The organism is Streptomyces deserti, from assembly GCF_054782695.1.
Genome location: NZ_BAAGRZ010000005.1, coordinates 35,673 through 47,603 on the forward strand (window position 1 = coordinate 35,673; position 11,931 = coordinate 47,603).

Annotated in this window: 14 protein-coding genes; 11 read left to right on the top strand and 3 right to left on the bottom strand. The window is 71.9% G+C overall.

The window, feature by feature from the left end; translation table 11 throughout:
• Positions 1-43: 43 nt before the first annotated feature.
• Positions 44-1,123, top strand: a complete 1,080-nt coding sequence (dapE, locus tag ACYVMZ_RS12200) for a succinyl-diaminopimelate desuccinylase (RefSeq protein WP_461078610.1) — start codon at positions 44-46, stop codon at positions 1,121-1,123.
• Between the two features lie 129 nt (positions 1,124-1,252).
• Positions 1,253-2,011, top strand: coding sequence for an LOG family protein (locus tag ACYVMZ_RS12205; RefSeq protein ID WP_461078612.1), 759 nt, complete (start codon positions 1,253-1,255; stop codon positions 2,009-2,011).
• 91 nt (positions 2,012-2,102) lie between these two features.
• Here ACYVMZ_RS12205 and folP read toward each other — a convergent pair whose 3' ends face one another.
• Positions 2,103-2,963 carry a dihydropteroate synthase gene (gene folP, locus ACYVMZ_RS12210; protein WP_461078614.1) on the bottom strand — a complete coding sequence of 287 codons (861 nt, stop codon included), beginning with the start codon at positions 2,961-2,963 and terminating at the stop codon, positions 2,103-2,105.
• 172 nt (positions 2,964-3,135) lie between these two features.
• Here folP and ACYVMZ_RS12215 point away from each other — a divergent pair, with 172 nt between their 5' ends.
• Together ACYVMZ_RS12215 and ACYVMZ_RS12220 are read left to right on the top strand one after the other, a co-directional pair.
• Entirely contained in the window at positions 3,136-3,495 is a 360-nt protein-coding gene (locus ACYVMZ_RS12215) for a DivIVA domain-containing protein (protein ID WP_461078616.1), read from the top strand.
• Complete coding sequence (locus ACYVMZ_RS12220) at positions 3,492-4,076, top strand: DNA-3-methyladenine glycosylase I (RefSeq protein WP_461078618.1); 585 nt, start codon at positions 3,492-3,494, stop codon at positions 4,074-4,076. The genes ACYVMZ_RS12215 and ACYVMZ_RS12220 overlap by 4 nt, the downstream gene beginning before the upstream one ends.
• A 15-nt stretch (positions 4,077-4,091) precedes the next feature.
• Here ACYVMZ_RS12220 and chcB read toward each other — a convergent pair whose 3' ends face one another.
• On the bottom strand, positions 4,092-4,895 hold the full coding sequence (gene chcB, locus ACYVMZ_RS12225) for a 2-cyclohexenylcarbonyl CoA isomerase (protein ID WP_461078620.1): 804 nt from the start codon (positions 4,893-4,895) through the stop codon (positions 4,092-4,094).
• A gap of 67 nt (positions 4,896-4,962) precedes the next feature.
• Between chcB and ACYVMZ_RS12230 the strand changes: the two genes are divergently transcribed.
• A complete protein-coding gene (locus ACYVMZ_RS12230; protein WP_461078622.1) occupies positions 4,963-5,127 on the top strand; it encodes a hypothetical protein in 165 nt (54 codons plus the stop codon).
• 151 nt (positions 5,128-5,278) lie between these two features.
• Positions 5,279-5,446 carry a DUF3117 domain-containing protein gene (locus ACYVMZ_RS12235; protein ID WP_003966491.1) on the top strand — a complete coding sequence of 56 codons (168 nt, stop codon included), beginning with the start codon at positions 5,279-5,281 and terminating at the stop codon, positions 5,444-5,446.
• Positions 5,447-5,584: 138 nt separating this feature from the next.
• Here the strand turns inward: ACYVMZ_RS12235 and ACYVMZ_RS12240 are convergent, their stop codons facing one another.
• Positions 5,585-6,283, bottom strand: coding sequence for an O-methyltransferase (locus tag ACYVMZ_RS12240; protein WP_461079102.1), 699 nt, complete (start codon positions 6,281-6,283; stop codon positions 5,585-5,587).
• A 234-nt stretch (positions 6,284-6,517) separates the two neighbouring features.
• On the opposite strand from ACYVMZ_RS12240, the gene sigE reads away from it, so the two are divergent.
• The 5 genes from sigE (at position 6,518) to ACYVMZ_RS12265 (ending at position 11,898) form a co-directional block, all read left to right on the top strand.
• A complete protein-coding gene (gene sigE / locus ACYVMZ_RS12245) occupies positions 6,518-7,219 on the top strand; it encodes an RNA polymerase sigma factor SigE (RefSeq protein WP_461079104.1) in 702 nt (233 codons plus the stop codon).
• Positions 7,216-8,217 carry an anti-sigma factor family protein gene (locus ACYVMZ_RS12250; RefSeq protein ID WP_461078624.1) on the top strand — a complete coding sequence of 334 codons (1,002 nt, stop codon included), beginning with the start codon at positions 7,216-7,218 and terminating at the stop codon, positions 8,215-8,217. The genes sigE and ACYVMZ_RS12250 overlap by 4 nt, the downstream gene beginning before the upstream one ends.
• A 135-nt stretch (positions 8,218-8,352) precedes the next feature.
• Positions 8,353-10,299, top strand: a complete 1,947-nt coding sequence (locus ACYVMZ_RS12255) for a S1C family serine protease (RefSeq protein ID WP_461078626.1) — start codon at positions 8,353-8,355, stop codon at positions 10,297-10,299.
• A 227-nt stretch (positions 10,300-10,526) separates the two neighbouring features.
• Positions 10,527-10,967: a sec-independent translocase gene (locus ACYVMZ_RS12260; RefSeq protein WP_461078628.1), complete on the top strand. Its 441-nt coding sequence runs from the start codon at positions 10,527-10,529 to the stop codon at positions 10,965-10,967.
• Positions 10,968-11,226: 259 nt separating this feature from the next.
• Positions 11,227-11,898 carry a hypothetical protein gene (locus ACYVMZ_RS12265; protein ID WP_461078630.1) on the top strand — a complete coding sequence of 224 codons (672 nt, stop codon included), beginning with the start codon at positions 11,227-11,229 and terminating at the stop codon, positions 11,896-11,898.
• Positions 11,899-11,931: the final 33 nt, after the last annotated feature.

Sequence of the window (11,931 nt, forward strand, 5' to 3'; positions counted from 1 at the left end):
GTGTGGACAATGTGTGCGGCCCTGGCGCGTTAGGGTCGACGGCATGGCCGATACCCCGCTTGACCTCACGCTGGACGCCGCGCGGCTCACCGCACAGCTCGTCGACTTCCCTTCCGAGAGCGGCACCGAGAAGCCGCTGGCGGACGCGATCGAGACCGCGCTGCGTGCGCTGCCCCACCTGACGGTCGACCGGTACGGCAACAACGTCGTGGCCCGGACGAACCTGGGCCGCGCGGAGCGGGTGATCCTCGCCGGCCACATCGACACGGTCCCGATCGCGGACAACGTCCCGTCGAGGCTGGACGAGGACGGCGTGCTGTGGGGCTGCGGCACCTGCGACATGAAGGCGGGCGTGGCGGTGCAGCTGCGTATCGCGGCCACCGTCCCGGCCCCCAACCGCGACCTGACCTTCGTCTTCTACGACAACGAGGAGGTCGCCGCCGAGCTGAACGGCCTCAAGCACATCGCCGAGGCGCACCCCGAGTGGCTCCAGGGCGACTTCGCGGTGCTGCTGGAGCCGTCGGACGGCCAGGTCGAGGGCGGCTGCCAGGGCACGCTGCGGGTGCTGCTGAAGACCAAGGGCGAGCGGGCCCACTCGGCGCGTGGCTGGATGGGCTCGAACGCGATCCACGCGGCGGCCCCGATCCTGGCGCGCCTGGCGGCGTACGAACCGCGCTACCCGGTGATCGACGGCCTGGAGTACCGGGAGGGCCTGAACGCGGTCGGCATCTCGGGCGGGGTGGCGGGCAACGTCATCCCCGACGAGTGCGTGGTGACGGTCAACTTCCGTTACGCGCCGGACCGTACGCCCGAGGAGGCGGTGGCCCACGTCATGGAGGTCTTCGCGGACTGCGGGGTGGCGGAGTTCGTGGTGGACGACCACAGCGGCGCAGCCCTGCCGGGCCTGTCGCACCCGGCGGCGGCCGCCTTCATCGAGGCGGTGGGCGGCACCCCGGCGCCCAAGTACGGCTGGACGGACGTCTCGCGCTTCTCGGCGCTGGGCATCCCGGCGGTCAACTACGGCCCCGGCAACCCGCACTTGGCGCACAAGCGGGACGAGCGCGTGGAGGTGGCGAAGATCCTCGCGGGGGAGGAACGCCTGAGGACGTGGCTGACGGCCTGACGTGCGCCGGAGCGGCGGCGCGGGCGACCGTGTTTTACGGCGCTTCAAGGCGGACATGCTCACGTCCCCCGTCCGTAACCCGCGTAGATCTACGCTGAGCTGGAACCACTGCCAACGGAGGGAACTCACATGGCTACCGGCAACCCCGAGGGGAAGAAGCAGCCGCCGGAGGAACAGCGCCTGGGCCCGGTCCTCCGGCGGCGGAGCCAGGTGACGGCGAGCACGACCGACCAGCGTCTGCTCGACGCCGGCGGCCCGTCGGACTGGGTCCACACGGACCCCTGGCGCGTTCTGCGCATCCAGTCGGAGTTCATCGAGGGCTTCGGCACGCTGGCGGAACTCCCGCCCGCGATCAGCGTGTTCGGCTCGGCCCGTACGCCGGTGGACTCGTCGGAGTACAAGGCGGGCGTGCGGCTGGGCCGGGGCCTGGTGGAGGCGGGCTTCGCGGTGATCACGGGCGGCGGCCCGGGCGCCATGGAGGCCGCCAACAAGGGCGCCTGCGAGGCGGGCGGCATCTCGGTGGGCCTCGGCATCGAGCTGCCCTTCGAGCAGGGCCTGAACCCGTACGTCGACATCGGCCTCAACTTCCGCTACTTCTTCGTCCGGAAGATGATGTTCGTCAAGTACGCGCAGGGTTTCGTCGTGCTGCCCGGCGGCCTCGGCACCCTGGACGAGCTCTTCGAGGCCCTCACGCTGGTCCAGACCCAGAAGGTCACCCGCTTCCCCATCGTCCTCTTCGGCAGCGAGTACTGGGGCGGCCTGGTCGACTGGCTCCGCAAGACGGTGATCGCCCAGGGCAAGGCCGCGGAGAAGGACCTGCTGCTGTTCCACGTGACGGACGACGTGGACGAGGCGGTGGCGCTGGTGTCGAAGGAGGCGGGGCGGTAGGGGGCACACCACCTGGCCGACCGCTTGGGGTGGTGGCGGGCGAGGCCGGGGGCCAGGGGCGGCCCCCCCCCTGGTACCTCAGGGCAGCGCCCTAGGCCAGTCCACGCCGGGCCACCGCGGGTTCCCGGTGCCCCGCGATCGCCGCCACCATCTCCAGCACCTGCCGCGTCTCGCCGACCTCGTGCACCCGGTACACCTGCGCCCCGAGCCACGCCGACACAGCTGTGGTCGCCAGCGTCCCCACCACCCGCTCCTTCACGGGCCTGTCCAGGGTCTCTCCCACGAAGTCCTTGTTGGACAGCGACACCAGCACCGGCCACCCCGTGGCGACCATCTCGTCCAGCCGCCGCGTCGCCTCCAGGCTGTGCCGCGTGTTCTTGCCGAAGTCGTGCCCGGGGTCGATCAGGATCGACTCCCTCGGCACGCCCAGCGCCAGCGCCCGCTCGGCCAGCCCGACCGTGACCTTCAGGATGTCGGCCATGACGTCGTCGTACTCGACCCGGTGCGGCCGGGTCCGCGGCTCGGCGCCGCCCGCGTGCGTGCACACCAGCCCCACCCCGTACCGCGCGGCGACCTCCGCCAGCCGCGGGTCGACCCCGCCCCACGCGTCGTTCAGCAGGTCCGCCCCCGCCTCGCACACGGCCTCGCCGACCTCGGCCCGCCAGGTGTCCACGCTGATCACGACGTCCGGGAACCGCCGCCGCACCTCCGCCACGAACCCGACCGTGCGCCGCGCCTCCTCCTCGGCCGTCACCTCTTCCCCCGGCCCGGCCTTGACCCCGCCGATGTCGATGATCGCGGCGCCCTCGGCGACCGCCTGCTCCACGCGCGCGAGGGCGGGCTCGTCGTGGAAGGTCGCGCCCTGGTCGTAGAAGGAGTCCGGGGTCCGGTTCACGATCGCCATGATCACCGGCTCGTGCGGCTCGAATTCCCGCCTGCCCAGCCTGAGCATCCCCTGTGACCTCTCCTTGTGCGTCCCGGTACGTCCCGGGTTACCTCCGGTCCTCGGCCGCCTGCGACCCTAACTGTCACAGTCGCATGGCACGATCGGAGCCTGACACATCCGACTCGAGACATCCGCGTCGGCGCCCAGCGCGCCGGCACCGACCGTGGGGACCCCAGCGATGGTTATGTTCTTGTTCCTGGTCGTCGCGCTCGCCGTCGTGGTCGCCGCGGTGACCCTCGCCGTGGTGGGCGGCGGCGAGAACGGCCCGCTGCCCGAGGCGGCCCCCGAGCGGCTGGAGGACCACCTGCCGCCGGACCGCCCGGTGGGGCGCGCGGACGTGGAGCGCCTCCGCTTCCCCCTCGCCGCCCGCGGCTACCGCATGGCGGACGTCGACGACGCCCTCAACCGCCTGGGCGCCGAACTCGCCGAGCGCGACGCACGCATCGCCGACCTGGAGTCCGCGCTGGCGGGCGCCCGCGCCGCCGCGTCCCACGTCTCCATGGACAAGCCCGACCGGGAGCAGGAGGACCAGCGGTGAGCGACGGCACCGCCCTCCCGGGTCCGGACGGCGCCCTGCGCTGCCCCTGGGCCCTGTCCGCCGCGGAGTACGTGACGTATCACGACGAGGAGTGGGGCCGCCCGGTCCACGGCGACGACGCGCTCTACGAACGCCTGAGCCTGGAGGCCTTCCAGTCCGGCCTGTCCTGGATCACCATCCTGCGCCGCCGCCCCGGCTTCCGCGCCGCCTTCGCCGACTTCAAGATCGCCGCCGTCGCGGCCTTCACCGACGAGGACCGCGAGCGGCTCCTCGCCGACGCCGGCATCATCCGCAACCGCGCCAAGATCGACGCGACCCTCGCCAACGCGCGCGTGCTGGCCGAGTGGGCGCCGGGCGAGCTGGACGAACTGATCTGGTCGTACGCACCCGACCCGGCCACCCGCCCGGCCCCGAAGACCCTGGCCGACGTCCCCGCGGTCACCCCGGAGTCGACGGCCCTGTCCAAGGCGCTGAAGAAACGGGGCCTGTGCTTCGTCGGCCCGACGACGGCGTACGCGCTGATGCAGGCCTGCGGCCTGGTCGACGACCACCTTCAGGCCTGCACAGCGCGCCGCGCCTGACGTCCCCGGAGCCGGTCAGCGACCGAGGTACCTCGGCTTCTCCTTGTTGACGAAGGCCTGGACGGCGATCGCGTGGTCCTCCGACGACCCCGCCCGCGTCTGCAGCTCGTCCTCCTTCTCCAGCGTCTCCTCCAGCGAGTGCGTCAGCCCGTACGCCACCGCCTCCTTCAGCGCCGCGTACGCCACCGTCGGACCCTCGGCCAGCGCCCGCGCCACCTTCTCGGCCTCGGCGCGCAGCTCGGCGGCCGGCACGACGCGGTTCGCGATCCCCAGCTCGTACGCCTCCTGGGCCTTGATGTTCCGCGGGAAGAGCAGCAGGTCGGCGGCCCGGCCGGGGCCGACGACCCGCGGCAGCGTCCAGGAGATGCCGGAGTCCGCGGTCAGCGCGACGCCCGCGAACGAGGTGTTGAACGCCGCCGTGTCCGCCACGATCCGGTAGTCCGCCGCGAGCGCGAAACCGAAGCCCGCCCCGGCCGCCACCCCGTTCACGGCGGCGACCACGGGCTTCGCCGCCCCGGCCAGCGCCCGCACGATCGGGTTGTAGTGCTCACGTACGGTGCTCATGGTCTGCCCCGAGCCGGTCTCCCGGTCGGTGGCCAGCAGCCCGATGTGCTCCTTGAGGTCCTGCCCGACGCAGAACGCCCGGTCACCGGCCGCGGTCAGCAGCACGGCCCGTACGGCGGCGTCGTCCGCGGCGGACCGGACCGCGTCCCGGAGGGCGACCTTGGTCTCGATGTTCAGCGCGTTCATCGCCTCCGGGCGGTTCAGCGTGATGGTCGCGAGTCCGTCGCTCACCTCGTAGAGCACGGTGTCGGCCATGGCGTATCCCCTCCGTGTCGCGGCTCGGGGACGTACCGGCTGGTACGTCCCGGGTCTGGAGGACAGCATGACGGAGATCGCCGGTCACGGACCGGAGGGGACGTGTGACCTGCGTCAAAGAATTCCCGCCTGTTTCCGTTCGGTGGAACTGTGCGCGGCGGCGCAGTATCGCAGTCACATCGCCGAATTGAGCGGTTTTGCTCGCGCGCGTTGCTCAAGCGATGCCGACTGATGTTGGTCATCGGGTCGTGAGATGCGGGATAATGGCTTGGAAGCAATGTGTTCGATGCCGGTGACGCGTGTCCTGCTCAAGGGACCACGCGTGCCCTTCAGTGGGCCGTCGGCTTTGACGGTTGAGCTGGGTTTCAGGAAGGGGAACGAGCATGGCGGCCATGAAGCCGCGGACGGGTGATGGCCCGCTCGAGGTGACCAAGGAGGGGCGGGGCATCGTCATGCGCGTTCCGCTCGAAGGCGGCGGTCGTCTCGTCGTCGAGCTGACCCCGGACGAGGCCGACGCCCTGGGCGACGCCCTCAAGAAGGTCGTCGGCTGACGCGCAAGCGCGACCATACCCTTTCAGCTGCCCCGGCATCGCACGCGGTGCCGGGGCAGCTGTTTTCCCACCTTTTCGGCGGGGACTCCGCAGCTTCCCGCCTTCAGTGGCGGGCCCTTCAGCGGCAGGAAGCCGTGGCTACCGCTTCACCGCGCACAGCAACCCGTCCCCCACCGGCAGCAGCGACGGCACCAGCTCCTGGCTCTCGCGCACCGCGCGCAGCAGCTCCCGCAGCCGCAACACCTCCGTGGGCTGCGGACCGGAGTCCACGGTCCGGCCGTGCGCGAAGACACCCTCGAAGGCGACCAGCCCTCCGGGGCGCAGAAGGCGCAACGATTCAGCGAGATAGTCGAGATATTCCAGGCGATCGCCGTCGCAGAAGACCAGGTCGTAGCCGGCGTCCGCGAGCCGGGGCAGGACGTCCAGGGCGCGGCCCGGGATGAAGCGGGCCCGGTTGCTGGCGAAGCCGGAGGCGCGAAAGGCCTGGCGGGCGAACTGCTGGTGTTCCGGCTCCGGGTCGACCGTGGTGAGGACCCCGTCGGGCCGCATGCCGTGCAGCAGATGGATCCCGGAGACACCGCAGCCGGTGCCGATCTCCGCGACCGCCTTGGCGTCCACGGAGGCGGCCAGCAAACGCAGCGCGGCGCCCGTGCCGGGCGACACCGAGCGCAGCCCTGCCTCACGGGCCCGGTCGCGAGCCCAGCGCAGCGCTTCGTCCTCGGCGACATAGGCGTCGGCGAACGCCCAGCTCGTCTGCCGGTTGCCGGTAATGACCCTCTCCTGTCCCCGTGGTTGCCTGGGCGTGACTGTATCCGTTGGCGGCGGGAACCCGCAGATGGGACCGGTCGTTTAAGGGGATGAGCGAGAGGCGCGGGCCGTGACGGGGGACAGTGGATGGATCGGGACGCCGAGCACATGCTGACGCAGCCGCACGAGCCGTATCAGCCCAGATCAAATTCTCGTAAAACCGCTTATCCGGTGCTAACGGGCGAGGTGGCTATGGTAGGGGCTCCACTGGACACCACCAGAGCTGACAGGGGAGGTGCGGCCGCACCTGTGGATCGGAGAGGAGTGCTGCGGCGCTTCCTCGGATCGGCGGGCAGGCCGAGATCCGTGAACGACACCGCTGCTGACCACAGTCACGCCGCTGACCACGCCCAGACCGCGACCTTCTCCACCGACGCGGACGGGCAGGCGTGGACTCCGCCCACCTGGGAGGAGATCGTCAGCATGCACAGCGGCCGGGTCTACCGGCTCGCCTACCGTCTCACCGGTAACCAGCACGACGCCGAGGACCTCACCCAGGAGGTCTTCGTCCGCGTCTTCCGCTCCCTGTCGACCTATACGCCGGGCACCTTCGAGGGCTGGCTGCACCGCATCACCACGAACCTGTTCCTGGACATGGTCCGCCGCAAGCAGCGCATCCGCTTCGACGCGCTCGGCGAGGACGCGGCCGAGCGGCTGCCCAGCAAGGAGCCCACACCGCAGCAGGTCTTCAACGACGCGCACTTCGACGCGGACGTCCAGCAGGCCCTCGACACCCTCGCCCCGGAGTTCCGGGCCGCCGTCGTCCTGTGCGACATCGAGGGGCTGTCGTACGAGGAGATCGCCGCGACCCTCGGCGTCAAGCTCGGGACGGTCCGCTCGCGGATCCACCGCGGCCGCTCCCAGCTGCGCAAGGCCCTCGCGCACCGCTCCCCGGAGGCGCGCGCCGAGCGCCGCACCTTCGTGCCCCGTGTTCCCGCACTGGGAGGAGGGGGCGCGAGCGCGTGAGCGGTTCACGGCCGAAATCCGAGGGACACCTCGCAGAGCAGCACCTGGGAGACCGACTCTCCGCCCTGGTGGACGGAGAGCTCGGTCATGACGCGCGTGAGCGCGTGCTGGCGCATGTGGCCACCTGCGCGAAGTGCAAGGCGGAGGTGGACGCGCAGCGCCGTCTGAAGAACGTCTTCGCGGAGGCGGCCCCTCCACCGCCCTCCGAGAGCTTCCTGGCCCGCCTCCAGGGCCTTCCCGCGGGAGGTGACCCGGACGGCGACGGCACGCCGCTGGGCGGGGGAGGACTCCCCGGCGGACTGTCCGGACGCTTCGGGCAGTCCGGATCCTCGGGAGTCTTCGGGGTGAAGCGCGGCGAGCGGTTCGAGTTCGATTACGTCCCGACCCGCCGGCACGCCCCCGTCCTGCCGTCCTCCTCGGAGAACCGGGGCCTCCGTATCCACGACGCCGGCCGTCACGAGACGGACCGGTCGTCCTCGCGGCTGCGCTTCGCGTTCGTGGCCGCCGGGGCGGTGTCGCTGGCCGCGATCGCGCTGGGCGGAGTCACCGCCGGAACACCGACCGACACGGAGGCACGCGGCGGCTCCGGAACCGGGAGTAACGTCACGCCGATGCGCACGCAGGGCACGGGAGCCGCGACGGCACCCGAGTCCCAGCGACGCCGCGGCGTCGGACCGCTGCTCGGGCAGCTGCAGGGCCAGGGCACGCTCGGCGACACCCCCCTCGCCCCGACCGGGGTCTCCGCCCCGCTGCTGCCGGGACTGCCGCATCCCGCCGCCCGGCACCACCAGAGCACTCTGCATGCCCTGACGGCCCCGGTGGTGGCGGGCGCCGCAGCCATGTCCCCGCTCATACGTCCGCTGACCGCGACCGAGCCGCTCGCCCTGTCCGCGTGGTCCACGACCCCCGGCATCAAGGGCCCCGACCTGTTCGGCGCACCGGTCCCCGGCCCGGCCTCGTCCCCCTCTCCCTCCGCCTCCATCCGCCCGGGCCCCTGACCGGCCCTCTGCGCACCGGCTCGGGAACCTGATTGAATCCGGGATGCGCCCACGGCCAGGCGGTCGGCCGGGTGCGGAGTCGATCAACTGCGGCCACCGCCGACGAGCCGTGCCGCGGCCAGCTGTGGGGAGAGCATGAACGAGGGGAAGCCCACGAAGGCGAAGTGGTGGAGCCGTCCTCGGACGCAGGGGGCTTCGGGGGAGCCGGAGGAGATGGCGTCGGTGCCCGGTGACGTGATGCCGCGTGAAGTCCAGGACGCGGCACCCGCAACCGCCGAGAGGGGACCGGGCCGCTCGCAGGACACCGACGGTGACTTCGAGCTGGCGCGGCCCGGGGCGGCTCGCGGCAAGGACCGTGACGAGGGCGACTTCGAGCTGGCGCGGCCCGCGGTGCCTCAGGGCGGTGACGCGGACTACGAGTTGGAGCGGCCCGCTGCGGCCGAGGGCGGCAGGGGAGCCATTCCTGCCGGCGGTGAGGCAGAGCCGGGTGGCTCCATGACGACCCCTGCGGCCGGGCTGGGCCATGCTCCCGAAGCCGTGTCCGGAACACCGGTCGGCGCGGACGCTGTGACCGCCGCGCCCGGCGGCGACGCCGAGCGTCCCAAGCCGCTGCACGCCCCCGACCCGTACAGCACTCCGCCGTACGGCGAACCGGGCCCCTGGGCACCCGCGCCGCCCGTCCGGCACCCGGCGGCGACACCCGCGCACGGGACGGCGACGCCGGCACAGCCTCCGGCACCGGGCACGCCCCTTCCCGTGCCTCCACCCACCACACCGCCCACCACACCGACCGCCGCGGCCGTCCCCGCTCCGGCAGGACCCACGCCCCCCAACGCCCCCACACCCCCCTACGCCGACGCTCCGCCCCCCACCACCGACCCCTGGCACCGCTACGACCCCTGGGCGGCCTCCACAGCCGCAGCACCGTGGCAGCAGAACGGGGCGGCCGTGGTCACCACGGAGCAGCGGCGCCGGCGGACCAGGAGGGTGCTCCTCGTCGGTGCCGCACTCCTCGCGCTCGTCTCCGGGGGCGTCGGCGGCGTCGTAGGTGCGTATCTGGAGCGGAACGGCGGAGTGGGGACCGTCGAGCTGCCGCAGGCCGGGAGGGAGCCCGCCGGGCGGGCCGCGGGCAGCGTGGCCGGGATCGCCGCCCAGGCCCTGCCCAGCGTGGTCACGCTGCACGTGAGCGGTTCCGGCGAGCAGGGCACCGGCACCGGCTTCGTGCTCGACACGCGCGGCCACATCCTCACCAACAACCACGTCGTGGATCCCGCCGGGACCGGCGGTGAGATCACCGTGACCTTCCACAGCGGAGACACCGCCGAGGCCACCGTCGTCGGCCGTGACAGCGGCTACGACCTCGCCGTCGTGAAGGTCAAGGGCGTACGCGGGCTCACGCCCCTGCCCCTCGGCAACTCCGACAACGTGCGGGTCGGTGACCCCGTCGTCGCGATCGGCGCGCCCTTCGACCTGGCGGGCACCGTCACCTCCGGCATCATCAGCGCCAAGGAACGGCCCATCACGGCGGGCGGCGAGAAGGGCGACGGGAGCGATGTGTCGTACGTCGACGCCCTGCAGACCGACGCGCCCATCAACCCCGGCAACTCCGGCGGCCCGCTGCTCGACTCCCGGGCCCGGGTCATCGGCATCAACTCCGCCATCCGCTCCGCGGACAGCGGCACCGACCTGGACGGCGGCCAGTCCGGCTCGATAGGGCTCGGGTTCGCCATACCGATCAACCAGGGCAAGCGCGTCGCCGAGGAACTGATCAACACGGGCAAGGCGACCCACCCCGTGATCGGCATCACCCTGGACATGGACTACACCGGCGACGGCGCCCGCGTCGGCACGAAGAGCAGCGACGGCGGACCCCCGGTCACCCCGGGCGGCCCCGGCGCCAGGGCCGGGATCAGGGCGGGCGACGTCATCACGGAGGTCGACGGCCAGCGCATCCACTCCGGCGAGGAACTCATCGTCAAGACCCGCGCCCACCGCCCCGGCGACCGCCTGGAACTGACCCTGAAGCGCGACGGGAAGGAACGGAAGGTCTCGCTGTCGCTCGGCTCCTCCGATGGCGACTGAGACGCACAGGGACCTCACAGAGGGCCCACGGCACCGCCCCCGCGCCCCGCGTCACCAGGGACCCAGCAGGCAAACAAACGGGAAAGCGCTCACATCCACGCGCCCGGAGGTCTCGGGACAGTACCGGTCGTACGGGATCGCCGGGTACCGTGGACCCGGCCCGGACCACGGCAAGACCCGCACAGACCACCGAGGGCCGAGGACCGAGGACAGCCAAGGAGCTTCAGGTGTTCAATGACATAGGACCGCTCGAGCTGGTGACGCTCATTGTCCTCGCCGTGCTCGTCTTCGGTCCGGAAAAGCTCCCGAAGGTCATCCAGGACGTGATGCGCACGGTCCGGAAGATCCGTGAGTTCTCGGAGAGCGCCAAGCAGGACATCCGGCAGGAACTCGGGCCGGAGTTCAAGGACTTCGAGTTCGAGGACCTCAACCCCAAGACGTTCATCCGCAAGCAGCTGGACAACGACGACCTGGGGCTGAAGGAGATCCGCAACGGCTTCGACCTGAAGAAGGAGATGGCCGAGGTCACGGACGCCGTCCACGGCCGCGACCCGGAGCCGTCCGTCTCCGCCGCCTCCGGTTCCTCCGGCGGGCGCGTCGACATGGTCAAGAAGCCCGACACTCCGAGCCTCGACGAGCGCCCGCCCTTCGACGCGGACGCCACCTGACCCGCACGGCAGGGCCACTTCATCCGCACGTCAGGCGGCGTACGCCCCCCGGCGCGCGTGACGCGTTTCATACCCCGCACGGGCTGCGTACGGCCTGAACCGGGCTCCTGAGCGACCCACGCGCCGGGCGGATTCCCTGCTGCTCGGAGCGGTGTGGCTATGCTGCCGAGTTGTTGTGCGGACCGTACTCGAACGAGCAACGCCGCCCGAAGGGGGGCGGGCCGTCCGGTCCGACGAGAGCGAGGAGGCGTCCGGGCACATGGAGACGACGAGTCGGGCAGTCGCGCAGGCGCCGGCCGCGGAGGGACAGCAGCAGGTTCCCTCCGCCCGGCGTACGGTCGACGGCTACCTGCGTGCGCCCTTCCCGTGGTACGGCCTCGACGAGGCCTTCACGGGGCCGCGCTGGCTGATGCAGGTCGGAACGGCGGCCGACGGCGCCGTGGAACACGGATCGATCGGCCACGGTGACGAACCCTCGGTGCGCAGCGAGTACGCGGCCGGGGGCGAGCAAGACGCCAAGGAGAAGTTCGCGGTCGTGGTGACCGTGGCGTCCCATCCCGTGCGTCGCAGTCCGGACGGCACGGGGGTGCTGGAGGCCACCTCGGTGTCCTCGGCCGCCTGGCTGGCGGGTGTGGGGCTGCTGTCCTTCACCTGGCCCTGGCAGATGGACCACTCGCTGCGGGACGACTGGCTGGAGCAGCAGACGGAGACGGCGTGGGTGCTCGCGGATGATCTCGACGGGCCGGACTGGTCGACGCTGTCGCTTCCCGTGGACGGGGTGCCGACGTCGTTCCACTACCGGGAGTCCGAGTTCGGGTGGGTCCTTGCGGGGTCCGCGCCGGAGGGTGTGCACCTCGGGGCTTATGGGAGGGGCATGAGTGCGTACGGGTTGGGCTTTGCCGTGGTGAAGGACATCGCGGCTTACGCATGACGGAAGGGGCGCCGGTAGATTCGGCGCCCCTTC

Coding starts and splice junctions, on each gene's coding strand:
- dapE (WP_461078610.1), top strand. CDS start 44: ATGGCCGATACCCCGCTTGACCTCACGCTGGACGCCGCGCGGCTCACC.
- ACYVMZ_RS12205 (WP_461078612.1), top strand. CDS start 1,253: ATGGCTACCGGCAACCCCGAGGGGAAGAAGCAGCCGCCGGAGGAACAG.
- folP (WP_461078614.1), bottom strand. CDS start 2,963: ATGCTCAGGCTGGGCAGGCGGGAATTCGAGCCGCACGAGCCGGTGATC.
- ACYVMZ_RS12215 (WP_461078616.1), top strand. CDS start 3,136: ATGGTTATGTTCTTGTTCCTGGTCGTCGCGCTCGCCGTCGTGGTCGCC.
- chcB (WP_461078620.1), bottom strand. CDS start 4,895: ATGGCCGACACCGTGCTCTACGAGGTGAGCGACGGACTCGCGACCATC.
- ACYVMZ_RS12230 (WP_461078622.1), top strand. CDS start 4,963: ATGACGGAGATCGCCGGTCACGGACCGGAGGGGACGTGTGACCTGCGT.
- ACYVMZ_RS12235 (WP_003966491.1), top strand. CDS start 5,279: ATGGCGGCCATGAAGCCGCGGACGGGTGATGGCCCGCTCGAGGTGACC.
- ACYVMZ_RS12255 (WP_461078626.1), top strand. CDS start 8,353: ATGAACGAGGGGAAGCCCACGAAGGCGAAGTGGTGGAGCCGTCCTCGG.
- ACYVMZ_RS12265 (WP_461078630.1), top strand. CDS start 11,227: ATGGAGACGACGAGTCGGGCAGTCGCGCAGGCGCCGGCCGCGGAGGGA.